This window comes from Nocardia sp. CA-129566 (genome assembly GCF_050956075.1).
Taxonomy (GTDB): domain Bacteria; phylum Actinomycetota; class Actinomycetes; order Mycobacteriales; family Mycobacteriaceae; genus Nocardia.
This window is the reverse complement of the sequence record NZ_CP192085.1, coordinates 6717713-6732608: the sequence shown is the minus strand read 5'-3', so window position 1 is coordinate 6732608 and position 14896 is coordinate 6717713. Positions and strand designations below refer to the sequence as shown.

Sequence of the window (14896 nt, the reverse complement as noted above, 5' to 3'; positions counted from 1 at the left end):
CGCGAGGAGTACGGTGCCATGGCGCACTGCGGTGGTTCGGTCGCGCGGCACGTGGCGAACGGATGCCTCAGGCATGCACGACCACCTCCTGCGCGGTATCGATATCGGCGGCCTCGGAATCGGTTGTCACACTGCGCGAGCGTCCGGCTATGCGCGGATCGAGTAGCGGATACAGCAGGTCCACCGCCAGATTCACGGTGACGAATACGGTCGAGGTGAGCAGCACGATGCCCTGCACGACCGGAATGTCCTGGGCGAGTACCGAGGTCTGGGTGAGCCGCCCGACGCCCTGGCGGGCGAAGACGGTCTCGACCACTACCGAACCGGCGAGCATATTGCCGACCAGCACCCCGGCGATGGTGAAGGTGGGCACGCTGGCGGGCCGCAGCACGTGTTTGCGCAGCACCCAGGCGCGCGAACCGCCCTTGGCCAGCGCCACATCGACGAACGGCTGTCGCCAGGTCGATTCGAGTCCGGCCGTCAGCACCTGCGCGATGACCGCGCCGATCGGGATCGCGAGGGTCAGCGCGGGCAGCACCGTGCCCTTGAACCCGTGACCGCCGAATGCCGGGGCGAGGTGCCAGCGGAACGAGAACAGCTGCAGCAAGAGCAGTCCTGTCCAGAATGTCGGCACCGAAACCCCGAGCGAGGGGACCGAACTCAGCGCGTTGCGCAACCACGGGCGACGGGTGTAGGTCGCCGCGAAGGCCAGGCCGACCCCGCCGATCACGGCGAAGAACAGGGCGAGCCCGGCCAATCCGAGGGTATTGGGCACCGCATCACCGAGGGCGCGGGTCACCGGCTGGCCGGTGCTGATGGAGTGGCCGAGGTCGCCGGTCGCCGCATTCGTCAGCGCGGTCCAGTACTGCTCCCACAGTGGGCGATCCAGTCCATAGCGCGCCTGCAGTTCGGCGATCGCGGCCTTATCGATCGGGGTGCCGGCACCCGCACCGTCGGCCGCAATGGAGACCGGATCGGCGGGCAGCAGGTACAGCACCACGAACGAGATGGTGAAGGCCGCCCACAGCACCCATATCGCCTGCAGTACCCGCACGATCACATACCGAGCCATGACTACCGCCCGCTCAACCAGGTATCGAAGAACTGCAGCCGGGCCGAGGCCTCGAACTTCAGATCCCGCACGCTCTGCGCCGCGCCGATGGCCTGGGACAGTTCGACCGTCGGAATCCACAGCCCCGCGTCGAGCACCGCCTGTTGCGCGGTGCGGATCAGTGCGGTGCGGGCGGCGGCATCCGAGGCGCTGAGCTGACCGTCGAGCACGTCGTCCAGCGCCGGGATGCGTTCGCGGGCATTGAGATTGCGGCCGTCGACGCTGAAGGAGGTGCGCAGGATGTCACCGTCGGCGCGGGTGGTGTTGTAGTAGGTGGTGTCGAAATCCTTGGTGTTCTGTCGGGCCGTGCTCTCCGGGCCCGACACCAGATCCAGCTTCAGCTCGACACCGATCTGGCGCAGCTGCTGCTGCACCAGCTCCAGAATCGACTGGTTGCCCGCGAACACCTGACTGAACAGCACCGAGAAGGACAGGCGTTCACCATTTTTCGTGCGAATGCCGTCACCGCCGGGTGTCCAGCCCGCCTGGTCCAGGATGCCGCGCGCCTTGGCCGGGTCATAGGCCAGCCGCGCCGAAAGATCCTGGTAGCCGGGCGTGCTGCTGGCCAGTGTGCTGGTGGCGGGTTTGAACTGCGGGCCGAGTACGGTGTCCACCAGTTGTTTCCGGTCGATCGCTGGCAGCAGTGCCTGGCGCACCGCGGCATCGCGCAGCGGGCCCCTGGTCACATTGGTCTGGAAGCCGAATGGCACACCGGGATTCGCGGTGCTCAGCACCCGACCGCTCGCGGCCTCGATCTGCGGCGCGTCCTGCGGCAGCGCATCGCTGACCGCGTCGAGCTGGCCCGAGATGAGACTGCCGGTGCGGACACCGGATTCGGGCACGACCGTGAATTCGATCTTGTCGAGGTAGGCCTCGCCCTGATGGGCGAAGACCGCCGAACCCCAGTTGTACCCGCCGCGTTTGGCCAGGGTCGCCGAGGCATCCTGCCGCCAGGACGCATAGGTGAACGGGCCGCTGCCGATATTGTCGCCCAGGCAGCGCTGATCGGCGGGTTTGGCGGTGGTGGCATCGCCTTGAATGCCGAGTTGAGCCGTCGAGGACGCCTGCAGGAACTGGGCATTGGGCTTGCTGAACTCGACCCGGGCCGTCAGCTTGTCGACCGCGGTCGTGCCGAGGTAGTTGGTGAGATAGCTGGAGCCGAGCGGCGTCTTCGCCGCGCCCAGCTTGATCACCGAATCGAAGGTGTTGCGCACCGAATCCGCGGTGAGCGGTGTGCCATCGCTGAAGGTGATGCCGTCGACCAGGTGGAAAGTGAATACCTTGGCATCGGCTGAGATCTCCCAGCTCTTGGCCAGCCAGGGCTTGATCTCACCGGTCTTGGGATCCTGATCGGTCAGCGAATCCACGATCTGACGGGTCACGTAGAGCGTCTGGTTGGTGCCGGCCTGTGCCGGATCCGAGCAGGTCGGCGCCTGGGAGAGGCCATAACGCAAGGTCCCGCCCGGCTTCGGCGGGCCCGCGTCAGCGCCGCCCGAGGCCGAATCAGTGCCGCAGGCGGCCAGACTCGCGGCCGCGGTGACAGCGGCGGCCACGGCCGCGATGCGATGGCGGGGACGGATCACTGTGGTACTCCAGATGTTTCGGTGCGGACGAGTTCGCCGCGGGAATCGATGTCGTATTCGGTGCTGGGACGCCCGGCACCACGGCTGTTTGCGGCGGCGTCGCGGTTGCCGGCCAGCGGCCTACTGCGAATGCGGCGGCGCAGTTCCGGCGCCACCTCGGCCTGGAAGAGTTCGAGACCGTCGCGATGTTCGGCCTCGGTGCGGCCGTCGCGCTCGGCGGATAGATGGATCACCTCGTGCCCGAAGGCCTCGTGCTGGCGGCCCACCTTGTCGATCACCTGCTCGGGACTGCCGACCAATGCCGAACTGCGTGCCACGAAATCGTCGAGGGTCTCGAAGACGATCGGCAGGCCGAGCTTGCGCGCCAGCGCCAGCCGCGCCTCGAAGATCGGCCGGTACCCGTCGAGGGCCTGCTGGGACGTGCGTGCCACGTGGAATCCGGCGGTACCCGCGCCGACCAGGGCCTCGGCCGGGTCATGCCCGTAGTGCTCCCAACGCTCCCGATAGTGGCGCACCAGTTCGGCATACGGTTCGATCGGATTGGTGACATTGGCCGAGAACAGTGGATCACCGTGGCGCGCGGCGAGTTCCACCGAATCGCGGCTGGTCGCGCTGCCGTGCCAGATCCGGATGCGCGGCTGCCACGGCCGCGGCAGGGCCTTGGCCTCGACCAATTCCGGACGGAACCGACCCGACCAGGTCACGCTGTCGCTGTCCCATAGCGCCCGAAACAGTTCGTAGCCTTCGCGATTGCGATCCCACTGGTCCTCGGTGGTGACGTGGTACAGCTTCGCCTGTGCCGCGCCATTGCCCTTGCCGATGATCAGTTCGAGGCGGCCGCCGCAGAGGTTGTCCAGAGTCGAGTAGTCCTCGAACGCGCGCACCGGATCCAGCAGACTCAGCGTGGTGACGGCGGTGAACAGGCTGATCCGGGAGGTGACCGCCGCGATATGGGACAGGATCACCGGCGGCGCGGCCGAGAGGAACGGATCCTCGTGCCGCTCACCGACGGCGAACCCGTCGTAGCCGAGTTCCTCGGCGAGACGAGCCTGGTCGATGACATCGGTGAGTCGCTGCCTGGTCCCCGGCAGCCGTCCGGTGCTCGGGTCGGGCACCCGGGTGACGAGGGTGAACAACAGGAATTTCATGTGCGATCACGACTTCTTCGGTAGGCCGGGCGGATTGATCCGCGAGCTCGGCACGGTCTCGGTCTTCAGCCCCCACCGGTCGATGACCTGCTGGTAGGTGCCGGTCTGGATGGCGTTGTTGATGGCCTTGTTGATGGCGCCGATCAGACCGTTGTCCTTCTTGGTGAGCACACCGATTTCGCCCTGCAGCGTGTCACCGGCGCCGGAGAAGGTCGCGACGATCTTGGTCTGGTTCGCGGTGGTGCTGTGATAGATCGCGGACGGATTGGGGCCGATGTAGCCGTCGAGGCGCTGTGAGGCCAGCGCCAGGTAGTAGTCGGTGATCTGCTGGAAGTAGGCGATATCGATCGCGGGCAGGCCCTCGGCGACGTTCTGCTCGTTCCACTTGACCAGCAGCTGTTCCTGATTGGTGCCGCTGCCGACGCCGATCCGCTTGCCCGCCAGGCTCTTGCGATCCTTGTAGTCGAGCGTGCTCTGCTTGGGGATCTCCAATGCGACGGTGTCGTTGCGATAGGTGGCGAAGTCGTATTTCTCCTTGCGCTCCTCGGTCACGGTGACGTTGGAGATGAACACATCCGCCTCGCCGGAGTCGACCCGCACGAAGTTCTGCGACCAATCGGCCACCTGCGCAACGAGTTTCAGGCCGAGAACGTCGGCGATCAGTGCGGCGAAATCGACCTCGGACCCGACGATGGTCTTATCGTCGGTGGCGTAGAACCGCAGCGGGGGTGCGGCGCCGCCCGATCCGGTGACCACCAGCGTGCCGCGGTCGCGAATGGCCTGCGGCAGTTCGGCGGCGATGGCATCGACCTTGGGCGCGTGGATCCGGCCGGACTGGCCGGGGGACAGATCGAAGGTGATCGAACCGGCGGGCTGCGCGGAGTTTTCCGCATCGGGGTCGGTGCCGCAGCCGGTGGCCAGCAACGCGACCGTGGCGGCCAGGCCGACCAGGGCGGAGAGCTTCATTGAATACCTGTTCATCGGGAGCGCGCACCGCGCTCAGCGGACTCGGGACAGAAATGCGCGGGTGCGCGGATGCTGAGGGTTATCGAGTACGGCGGCGGGCGGCCCCTGCTCGACGATTACGCCGCCGTCGAGAAAGACGACGGTGTCGGCCACCTCACGGGCGAAACCGATTTCGTGGGTGACGATCACCAGCGCGGTGCCGCCGTCGGCGAGATCGCGGATCACGTCCAGGACTTCGCCGACGAGTTCCGGATCCAGTGCCGAGGTCGGTTCGTCGAACAGGATCACCGGCGGTCGCAGCGCCAATGCCCTGGCAATGGCGACCCGCTGCTGCTGTCCGCCGGACAGCCGCCGCGGATAGGCGTCGGCCAGTTCGCCGATGCCGACACGGTCCAGCAGTTGCTCGGCCTCGCGCTCGATTTCCCGGCGCGGGCGACCCTGTGCGGAAATCGGTGCGAGCGTGACATTGTCGAGCACCGTCAGATGCGGGAACAGGTTGAACTGCTGGAAGACGAAGCCGATATGCGAGCGCTGCTTGCGCACCTCGCGATCCGACAGCGCGTGCAACTTATTGCGGCGCAGCCGATATCCGATCAGCTCGCCGTCGATGTGCACGGTGCCCGCGTCCAGCGACTCCAGATGGTTGATCACCCGCAGCAGCGTCGACTTGCCGGAGCCGGACGGGCCGATCACGGTGACCACCTCGCCCGCATGGACCGTCAGATCGATGCCGCGCAGCACCTCGGTGGTGCCGTAGGACTTTCGCACGCCGCGAACCGCTACCGCGGCGGCGTGGTCGACGGTGATGCCGACCGTCTCGGTGACCGGCGCGCTCATCGGGTGGCTCCGCGCGGTGCGGCGGAACCGCTTTCGGCGATTTCGCGCAGCTTGTGCCACACCTGCTGGATCGGAGTCGGTGGCGGTGTGCGGTGCGCGCCCTTGGCGTAGTGCCGTTCGATGTAGTACTGCGCCACCGAGGCAATCGTGGTCAGCACGATGTACCAGACCGTCGCGACCATGAGCAGCGGCACCACCCGGCCATTGCGTCCGTAGATCACCTGGACCTGGTAGAACAGTTCCGCGATCGCCATTACCGAGACGATCGAGGTGCCCTTGAACAGGCTGATCACCTCATTGGTCGCATTCGGCAGGATCGAGCGCATCGCCTGCGGGACGATGACGGTGCGGAACTGTCGCAGCCGCGGAATCCCGAGCGCGGCGGCGGCTTCCAGCTGTCCGGGATCGACCGAGATGAACCCGGCCCGGATGATCTCGGCCGAATACGCGGCCTGATGCAACGCGAGGCCGATGACCGCCGCGGTGAACCCGCTGATCACCCCGTTCACCTCGAAGGTGAGAAATCCGGGGCCGAACGGGATGCCGAGCGACAGCGTTTTGTAGAGGTAGGCGATGTTGAACCAGAACAGCAGCTGCACGATCAGCGGAATCGAGCGGAACGCCCAGATATAGACCCACGAAATCACGCGCAGCACCGGATTGTTCGACAACCGGGCGATTGCCAGTGCGGTGCCGATCAGGAATCCGAGTGTCGTACCCCACAGGGTCAGCTCCAGGGTGACCTTCAGCGCCGATAGCACCGACTTCGCGGTGAAGTACTTGGCGAAGGTCGACCAATCCCAGCCCGGATTGGTGACCAGTCCATGGATGAACTGCGCGAGCAGTACCAGCGCGATGGCGCCGATCACCCAGCGCCACGGATGCCAGGTCCTGGCGATCGGCGGTGCGCCGGTGGTGGTTACGGCAGCGCCGGGTGCACCCGATGCCCTGGCATCGGATGTGTGGGCACCCGGTATCGGAACATCCGACAGGGCATCGGATGCGACGGACGCGCTCATGATTTCGGTTCCTCCATCGTTCCCGGCGGAAGCACCCGCACCCGGTGACCGGGGGGTTGCTGCGACGTCGATGAGCCAGGTCTCTCGGTCGCTCTGGATGGTGTGTCCGACGCCGAGCACGGGTCGGTCGGTCTAGCCGAAATATCATGCGAAGCAGGCGAAGTCCGGCACAAGGGTACGAATCAGCGTGAGCGCAGACCTTGTCCGAACGGTCGTGAACAGGGATTATCGACCGGGTCGTGCGATGGATCGCGAGGCTTCGGGTGTGGTCCGTCCGGCGTATTTCGCCTAAATGTGGACCCGGCGTTCCGTCGTGACGGTCGGGTGGGGTGCGCGACGCGACGGCGTTGCCGGTCGAAATCAACCCGGTTCCGGTGGTTTGCTGGAGTACTCTCTGACCTCATTCGTGCCCGACGATGAGGAGGTTCATGTGACCCTGCTGCGCCGTCTGACCACGCTTACCGCGATCGCGACCGGTGCGGCCGCGCTGACGCTCGCCGCCCCCGGCCTCGCCGCCGCGATACCGGCGCCGATACCCGGACCCGCAATCCCGGCGGCGACCGCGCCGTCCGTCCAAGCCGCACCCGGAGACGCGTTCGGTGCCTACCAAACCACCGTCGAGGCGCTGCGCGCCTTGGGCATCGACCCGTTCCTGTATCCGGCAGCCGCGGCGTTGTGCTCCAGCGGCAACTCCCTCGGCCTGGTCCCCGCCGTCGCGGGTGCTGTCCCCGGGCCGTGGCCCAAGACCACCGTGGCCATTCCGGGACTGGACCTGTCCGCGGTCAAGACGGGCCAAACCCTGTTCACCTTCATGCCCTACGGCGTAGCCCCGGACAGCTCGAATGTCTCCGGCATGAACGTCGCCTGGCTGAACCTGGCCAATGGCCGCAGCGGCGTCACCGCCATGGGCCCGCTCTCCGACGTCGTCCGAACCATGGTGCCCGCCGAAATCCCCGCCGAAATACGACCACTCGCCGAACGCGCCGTCGAGAACTTCTTCGCCACCTTCCCCACCGGCGGCATCCGCGCCGTCCCCGTCGAGACCGGTTCCGGCACCGTCCTGGCCGCGGTGTTCGGCACCGTCGACAACGCCGGCAAGCCCTGCTTCTTCCTTCCGACCGTCGGCATCACCTCGGTGCGCTGAGCCCGGCGAGCGTCCGAGAGCGCCGGGCCTCGTTCGGGGCCGGGCCGCCGGATCCCGGCCCGGATATCGCGCCAGCTGGTTTCGGGCGTGCGGTTGCCTGATGTCGAGGTCGATCAGGATCTGGTGGAACTGATGGCAGGGTCGTCGGGCATTGCCGCCATGGATTCGGCCTGATCGCGGTCAGTGGGTCGTGTCGAGGTGGCGAGACTTCCAGGTCAAGGTGTTCGCGCGATGGGCTCGGCGCGAGCGGGACCACAGGCGTAGATAAGCGGCGATGGAGACCGGGTGTGCCAGGGCGGCAAGGATATCGGCACCGGTCAGGGGGCCGCTTTCCAATGAGCGGGCGAGTAAGCGGCCGGTGACCGCGGCGGTGTAGCCGAGAAGACCGGTGGCGCGCAGCCGGCCGCGACCGGCGACGGCGGCCAGCGGCGGTATCCAATAGGCCAGTGCCGCAATGGCTCCCACGGCCGCGCCGCCGACGGTCGTGCCGCCGTAGGCCGACCACAGCCAGCGGGTATAGCCCGCCTCGAGTTCGGTCGCGTCCCCGTACATTCGGGTGCGCGCGGCACGACCTGCCGAGACCACTGCGGTGCGGCGACCGGAACGGCGCAGGGCGCGAGCGATATCCAGATCCTCGGTGGGGCTGGCGGCCACCGCCGCGTGACCACCGATGGCGTAATAGGCGGTGGCATCGAAGACGAGGAATTGGCCGCAGGCGACCGCTGTCGACGGTCTGCGGCTGCGATTGGCGATCTCGATCGGCAGGCTCGCCGCCCACGACCAGCACAGCAGTGGCTGTACCAGTGCCTCGGCAACCGATTCGGCAACCTGGTACGGCCAAGGCGATAACAATGCGGCCCGGCTCCGCCGCAATTCGGCGACCGCCGCGGCGATCGCGCGCGGGGCCAGCCGCACATCGGCATCGAGGAAGATCAGCACCGCCGCATCCGCCAGCTCGGCCAGCCGGGCACAGGCCGCGGCCTTCCCGGTCCAACCCGGTGCGGGTTCGGCCTCGGATCGGATCACCGTGAATCGCCGATCACGCGCGATCGCCTCCGCCGCCGCCGCTTCGGTCCCGTCGCTGGACGCGTCATCGAGAATCAGCACCCGCAGCCGGGGCACCCCCACCTGAACCCGCAGATCATCGATCAGCTCGGGCAGTCGCCGCGCCTCGTCGCGCGCCGGAATACAGATCGTCACGGGTTCGAGAACCGGCGTCGGCACAACCGGCAGCCTGCGCACCGTCGCCCGATTGAACAGCGCGATCCCACAACCGATCAGCGCGACTGCCGCACCATACGGCGTCGCGATCGCCAAGCCCGCCTGCAGCGCCTTCGCTCTCGTCACGGCATCGCTGCCAAGGCGCGTCGAATGACGCCGTCGTCGGGCCGATTATGCGCGCGCCACGTACTCGCGTTTCGTATCGACGCGATCCAGGCGTCCGGCGGCGTCATGATTCTCGCCCCGTGTGCCCTGGCCACGGTCACAATCGTGCCGCCGTGGCGCTCAGGATCGACGGGGTGTTGGCCGTTGCGCATCGAAACAATTGGGGTGCGGGGTGGAGAATCAGCGGCGTACGAGCGAACGCCAGAGGCTGCTCATGGAGAAGCTGAATTCGGGGGCGCCGGGGGGCGCGGGGTTTCGGTTCATGTAGGCGATGGCGGCGACAATGGCGGCCACGGCGAGGGTGATGCCGCCGACGATGCCGGCCCAGCCCGCGAAGGAGCGGGTATTCGGGTCGGCGTAGCTGACTTCGGCGCGCAGCGTGGAGACATCGCCGGGCGGGAGTTTCCAGGAGACGGTGGAGTCGTCCTCGCGGTTGCCATTGGTTTTGGCGACGCGGGCCGGGAAGGCCACCGTGAACTGCACGTCCGAGCCGTGCGGCGGAACGGATTTCAGGTCGACTCGGCCGTTGAGGCTGACCAGGTCGCCGGTGCGTTGGAACGACAGATTGAACATGCCCTGGGTCTGGTCGGAGAGTCCGCCGAGCTGGCCGACCTCGCCGAAGGACAGATCCTCGAAGAACACCTTGCTGCCGACGTAGCCGTCCTGGCTGTACGGCTCGACCCGTACCTTGGCAGCCAGCGAATCGGGCGCCTTGAGCTGCGGGCCCTTGTCATTGGCGTCCGCGGGCACGACCGCGGCCACGATCCGACCGGAGACCCGGTCATTGGACGACACACCCATCGAAACCTGCACCCGTAAGCAGCCCGCGAGCATGGGCACCAGCATTGCGGCCAGCAGTACTGCCGCCGCTACCCGCACCCCGGGCCGGGGCGAACGTAGAACCGGGGCATCGGGGATCGCGGTGAGAGGACTCGGCTGCACGGCTCACATCGTGCCAGGCCCACGCCTCGGATTGCCACGCGACGGGCGGAACGCGCGTCGGCCGCAGCTTCCGACCCAGGCCGTGCGCACCGTTTCGTTCCCCCGAGCCCTGATCAACCGCACCAGCAGCGGCACACCGAGCACTCCCGACCCGACACATCCGTACCATGCCGAATACGGCAGATCGAGGAACACCGCATGCGCGAGCGTCGAGCCGAGCCACATCCACAGAAATACCGCGACCGGCACCAGCACCTCGGTCGGAATCGGAATCCTGCGTCCCGTGCCCACAGTGCGTGTCCCCGCCCCGCGATCCAAGGCGGTCATCAGCCCCGCCATTACCAGCGCCACCGCGAACCAACCCAGATAGTTCGTATAGGGAATCTCATCGAGTCCGGGCAAACCCCAACCGGTGGCACACCAACTCCACTGACCATCCGCCACCATCTGCGGATCCAGGAACAGATCCCACCCCACCGCGCCGACCGCCGTCAGCGCAATCCGCCCGGCCGTCCGCCTTGTCAGCAGCCCGGCCACGACCCACACCGGGTACAGCCCGCCGGTCCAGGCCAGCGCGACCACCAATGGCACACCTGCCACCGCTGGCCCCAACCTGCCGACGGCGTAGTCATAGCAACCGAAGGGGAATCCTGACGCGGTACCGATGATCTCGGCGAGCAGTCCGAGCCCGGAGACGATCGCCAGAAGTCCCGTGGCATATCGAAACCCGCGCGTCGCGGCCGCGTGCACCAATGCCGTCCCCGCTGAAAGCAGTACGACCACCACGGTCACCCGATCGCGAGCGACACCCGAGGACAGCGGATAACCGATCTGCACGAGCACCAGCAGCACCGCGAAACCCGCAGGCACAATCAGTCGTGGCGTCCATTGCCAGGACGCCCGCAAACGCGGCATCCGGAGCGCACCGGGCCGGTTCTCGTCGAAGCGGCACCCACCAGAATCCGCGCCGGAGACCCGGTGGGTGATCTCCAGATCCGCCGGGCCGGGCACCTGCACTTCGGGACGCTCGATCGGCTCCGGTTCGCGGGACTCGGTCATCGCCTGCGCAGCAAGGGAAGCCGGTTACGGCGTCGATCATGCAGCACCAACCGCGCCGCACTGCGTCCACTGGCTCCGGACACCCCACCACCCGGATGCGTAGAGGCCCCGGTCAGATACAACCCTGGCGCCCCTGGCACCCGCTGCCCGGACAGCTCCGGCAGCGGCCGCCACAGCATCATCTGATCCAGGGACATCTCCACGTGCATCACATTCCCGCCCCGCAGCCCGAGTTCGCGCTCCAGATCGACGGGCGTCTGCACATGCCGCCGCAGCACACTCGCCGCGAAACCCGGTGCGTAGGAATCGACTTCGGCGATAATCCGATCGGCCTCCGGCTCGGCGTGCACGGCCCAGTCGCTCCCGTCGGCCAGCTCGTAGGGATGCCACTGCGCCCAGAGCGAGAGCTGATGTTCACCGGCGGGGGCGATGCTCGGGTCCAGCGCGCTGAAGCTCATCGCGAGTACCACCGGGCGCGGCGGCAGATCCCCGGCCGACGCCGCACCGTGCGCCCGGCGCAGCTGTCGCCGATCCGATACGAGAAACTGCAGGCCGTTGGCGGATTCGGCGGTCGCGCTTCCGGGATAGCGCGGCAGCGCGCTGGTCGCGAGTCGCACGACCATGCCGATGCCCGGACCGACCCGGATCCGCCGTTGCCAATCGTCGAGCACCGCACCGTCGAATCCGCCGTCGCGCAGCAGATCCAGCGTGGTCAGCACGTGCGTGCCCGCGATCACGGTGTCCGCGTCCAGATTTCGGCCCGAGGCGGTCGAAACCCGCCAACCCGTACCGACCTGGCGCAGGGCGGTGACCGCATCGCCGCTCGACACCACGCCACCGTCGGCACGCAACCGCGCGACCAATGCCGCTGTCAGCGCCCCACTTCCGCCCACGGCCCGGCCCGGCGGCAGCGTATGCATCAGCGCGGCGAATCCGACCATCGGCGCGGTCCCCGGTTCCGACATCGGCGGCCCGGACTGCGCCCCGAACCAGGCCAGCGACGCCTTGAGCCGCTCGTCGTCGAAATAGGCGTCCAGCAGCGCATCCCCGGTCTGCAGAAACTCCCGCGACAGCGCACTCCCGCCGTCGCGCGCGTCGAGCCCCCAGAACGAGCGCAGCAGCCTGCCCGGCGTCGGCGTGCCGGCGAATGCGCGCATTACCCGCGCCGAGCGCGGTCCCCAGATCTCGACGAAACGCCGATACGCCGCCGCGTCTCGCGCACCGCAGACTTCCGCGATTCCCGCGCAGGTGCGATCGAGATCGCGATGAAATACGATCGGCGCGCCGCCATCCGGTCCGCCGGGCGTGAAACCCCAAGGATCACAGTCGATATAACGCAGCCCGAAGCGCGACAGCCGCAATTCCTCGATGATCCCGGTATGGCGCACCATGATGTGCGCCGACGAGCCGCGATCGACCAGATGGCCGGGAAAGCGTTCGACCGTCGATACCGCGCCGCCGAGCACCTCGTCGCGTTCGAGCACCGTCACCTGCTCACCGGCGCGCGCCAGATAGCACGCGGCGACGAGTGCGTTGTGGCCCGAGCCGACGACTACGACGGTCACAGCTGCGCCTCGCTGGCGCTCGGCTCCGCTGCGACCGTTGGTGCTGTGTCCTTGGTGCCCTCGCTACGCTCGGTCACAGCTGCGCCTCGCTGGCGCTCGGCTCCGCTGCGACCGTTGGTGCTGTGTCCTTGGTGCCCTCGCTACGCTCGGTCACAGCTGCGCCTCGCTAGCGCTCGGCTCCGCTGCGACCGTTGGTGCGGTGTCTTCGGTCACAAGGGCAGCCGCCGCCCCAGGATCGCGAACGGCCTGGTATCACCCGCGAAGACGAAATTCCGGATCACATCGGTGAATCCGAGTCGCCGATACAGCCGCCACGCGCGATTGGCCTCGCGCGCCACCTCCGGTGTGGACAGCAGTACCGCGCTCTCGGTGCGGTTCGCGAGCAGTCGCGTCAGCAGCGCACCACCGATGCCCCGGCCCTGCGCCGAGGGATGCACATGCAGTTCGGTCAATTCGAAATAGTCCGAAAGCAGTTCGCGCGCAGAGTGTTCCGGCCAGCCCGAGCGCCGCATTCCGCTGTGCACCTGCTGATGCCACCACTGGTGGGCCGCGCCGTGATAGCCGTAGGCGATGGCCACGATCGGCGCGGTCCGCAGGTCGATCTGTCCGGAATCATCGGGGACGACGGCGGCGACGGCCTGCCAGCCGGGCCGGGTGGTGTGTTCGGTCCACATCGGCGCGCGATGGTGTTCGGTGCCATGCGGATATTCCATCGCCGCGACGTACACCGCCAGCGCATCGTGCAGCCGGGAGCGTAGCGCCGTGATCGGGAGATCGATGACGACGGGTGCGTTGGCGGGGGTGTGTTTGGGCTTGACGGCGGTCATGGCTCTCGTCGGTCCGCGGAAAGTTGTCGGTGGGTGTCCCTATATTCAATCTCAATTCAAACGTTCGAATACCTGTTCGATCCGCGCGGTGCTGGGAACTCGGCGTTCGCGCCCACGATAGGCCAGGTGAGCGGCGTTGAACGACTCTGAACGAACTCGGAGGGACGGCTGATGTCCGGTCGGATCGAACACCGGGGGCAACCCGGCAAGGCGGGCAAGCTGCTGCAGCGGGCGGACGGCCTGCTGATGCAGGCGGCGGGGGAGCGCGATCCGCGCGAACGTTTCCGGACCGCGTATCTCGCCGCATTGCGCGGTGCTGGTGCGGTGCTCGCGTATACCGGGGCGGACGCCGCGCCGCGGGCGCGTTCGCGCAACGCCTGGGTGCTGTTGCAGCGCGCCGCGCCCGAATTCGTCATGTGGGCCGACTACTTCAGTGCCCGTTCGGAGATCAGGGCGGCGCTGGAGGCGGGGTTGGATCGCAATATCGATGATCAGCAGGCCGACGAGTTCTATTCGCGGGTGGGCGCATTCCTGCACGACGTCGAAGATCTGCTGAACACCGGTGCTCGTTTGCGTCCCGCGCCGGGGTGGTCGGGCGGTATGACCGCTTAGTTATCGGCGAGTAGGTGGTACGGCACTGATCGAACTCGTATCATTGGTGGCAGATAGCCGACCTTGGCTATCTGTCGCCTACCCGGAGGCGACAGCCACGTCCTAGTGCCGGGGGAGGTACCGTGCCACTCTCCGAGCACGAGCAGCGCATGCTCGAACAGATCGAGAGCGCGCTCTATGCTGAGGATCCGAAGTTCGCGTCGTCCGTCCGCGGCGGACGCCTTCGCTCGACCTCGAGTCGCCGCAGACTCCAGGCCGCGGCCCTGTTCGCCCTTGGTCTGTTTCTACTGGTCGCTGGGATCGCCGCTCCGGTGAAGCTCGGCGACTTTCCGATCATCAGCCTGATCGGATTCATCGTGATGTTCGCCGCAGGCGTGCTGTTGCTGCTCGGCAGCTCCAAGGGCATGGCCAAGGGCGACCGGTCGGGCAATGCCCAATCCGGTGGCGCGAGCGGCGGATCGAGCGGACGTGGGCGACAGCGCAAGTCCGGTGGTTTCTCCGAACGCATGGAAGATCGGTTCCGGCGCCGCTTCGATCAGGAGTAGCGCGCTCGTAGCCGACATCTACATATCGAACGCGCCGCCGCACCGAAAAGGTGCGGCGGCGCGTTCTCATGCGTGAGCCACCCGGCTGCTGGATGATCCCCGCGGGCGGTTCCCCACAACGCCCCACGATCTTCCCCCACCATGCCCCATCG

At 67.4% G+C, this 14896-nt stretch carries 14 protein-coding genes and 1 riboswitch; of the genes, 3 read left to right on the top strand and 11 right to left on the bottom strand.

Going from position 1 to position 14896, the window contains the following annotated elements; genetic code table 11:
- Positions 1-67: 67 nt before the first annotated feature.
- Genes ACQP0C_RS29570 through ACQP0C_RS29545 form a run of 6 tightly spaced genes read right to left on the bottom strand, consistent with a single transcriptional unit; the run spans position 68 to position 6664 of the window.
- A complete protein-coding gene (locus ACQP0C_RS29570; protein ID WP_433725178.1) occupies positions 68-1072 on the bottom strand; it encodes an ABC transporter permease in 1005 nt (334 codons plus the stop codon).
- Between the two features lie 2 nt (positions 1073-1074).
- Entirely contained in the window at positions 1075-2694 is a 1620-nt protein-coding gene (locus ACQP0C_RS29565) for an ABC transporter substrate-binding protein (protein ID WP_433725176.1), read from the bottom strand.
- A complete protein-coding gene (locus ACQP0C_RS29560; protein WP_433725174.1) occupies positions 2691-3842 on the bottom strand; it encodes an LLM class flavin-dependent oxidoreductase in 1152 nt (383 codons plus the stop codon). The genes ACQP0C_RS29565 and ACQP0C_RS29560 overlap by 4 nt, the downstream gene beginning before the upstream one ends.
- Positions 3843-3848: 6 nt before the next feature.
- Complete coding sequence (locus ACQP0C_RS29555; RefSeq protein WP_433725172.1) at positions 3849-4823, bottom strand: ABC transporter substrate-binding protein; 975 nt, start codon at positions 4821-4823, stop codon at positions 3849-3851.
- Between the two features lie 18 nt (positions 4824-4841).
- Positions 4842-5645: an amino acid ABC transporter ATP-binding protein gene (locus tag ACQP0C_RS29550; protein ID WP_433725170.1), complete on the bottom strand. Its 804-nt coding sequence runs from the start codon at positions 5643-5645 to the stop codon at positions 4842-4844.
- Positions 5642-6664: an amino acid ABC transporter permease gene (locus tag ACQP0C_RS29545; protein WP_433725168.1), complete on the bottom strand. Its 1023-nt coding sequence runs from the start codon at positions 6662-6664 to the stop codon at positions 5642-5644. The genes ACQP0C_RS29550 and ACQP0C_RS29545 overlap by 4 nt, the downstream gene beginning before the upstream one ends.
- A 10-nt stretch (positions 6665-6674) precedes the next feature.
- Positions 6675-6768, bottom strand: a riboswitch (SAM riboswitch).
- Positions 6769-7094: 326 nt separating this feature from the next.
- Here ACQP0C_RS29545 and ACQP0C_RS29540 point away from each other — a divergent pair.
- Positions 7095-7808, top strand: a complete 714-nt coding sequence (locus tag ACQP0C_RS29540) for a hypothetical protein (RefSeq protein WP_433725166.1) — start codon at positions 7095-7097, stop codon at positions 7806-7808.
- A gap of 180 nt (positions 7809-7988) precedes the next feature.
- Here the strand turns inward: ACQP0C_RS29540 and ACQP0C_RS29535 are convergent, their stop codons facing one another.
- From ACQP0C_RS29535 to ACQP0C_RS29515, 5 genes are all read right to left on the bottom strand, one after another.
- Positions 7989-9155, bottom strand: coding sequence for a glycosyltransferase (locus tag ACQP0C_RS29535; RefSeq protein ID WP_433725164.1), 1167 nt, complete (start codon positions 9153-9155; stop codon positions 7989-7991).
- A gap of 219 nt (positions 9156-9374) precedes the next feature.
- A complete protein-coding gene (locus tag ACQP0C_RS29530) occupies positions 9375-10040 on the bottom strand; it encodes an LppM family (lipo)protein (protein ID WP_433734697.1) in 666 nt (221 codons plus the stop codon).
- A 99-nt stretch (positions 10041-10139) separates the two neighbouring features.
- On the bottom strand, positions 10140-11051 hold the full coding sequence (locus ACQP0C_RS29525; RefSeq protein WP_433734696.1) for a carotenoid biosynthesis protein: 912 nt from the start codon (positions 11049-11051) through the stop codon (positions 10140-10142).
- A gap of 140 nt (positions 11052-11191) precedes the next feature.
- Positions 11192-12760: a phytoene desaturase family protein gene (locus ACQP0C_RS29520; RefSeq protein ID WP_433725162.1), complete on the bottom strand. Its 1569-nt coding sequence runs from the start codon at positions 12758-12760 to the stop codon at positions 11192-11194.
- Between the two features lie 209 nt (positions 12761-12969).
- Complete coding sequence (locus ACQP0C_RS29515) at positions 12970-13587, bottom strand: GNAT family N-acetyltransferase (protein ID WP_433725160.1); 618 nt, start codon at positions 13585-13587, stop codon at positions 12970-12972.
- A gap of 171 nt (positions 13588-13758) precedes the next feature.
- Here ACQP0C_RS29515 and ACQP0C_RS29510 point away from each other — a divergent pair, with 171 nt between their 5' ends.
- Both ACQP0C_RS29510 and ACQP0C_RS29505 read left to right on the top strand, forming a co-directional pair.
- Positions 13759-14199, top strand: coding sequence for an SAV_6107 family HEPN domain-containing protein (locus ACQP0C_RS29510; RefSeq protein ID WP_433679528.1), 441 nt, complete (start codon positions 13759-13761; stop codon positions 14197-14199).
- A 122-nt stretch (positions 14200-14321) separates the two neighbouring features.
- Entirely contained in the window at positions 14322-14744 is a 423-nt protein-coding gene (locus ACQP0C_RS29505; protein ID WP_433725158.1) for a DUF3040 domain-containing protein, read from the top strand.
- Positions 14745-14896: the final 152 nt, after the last annotated feature.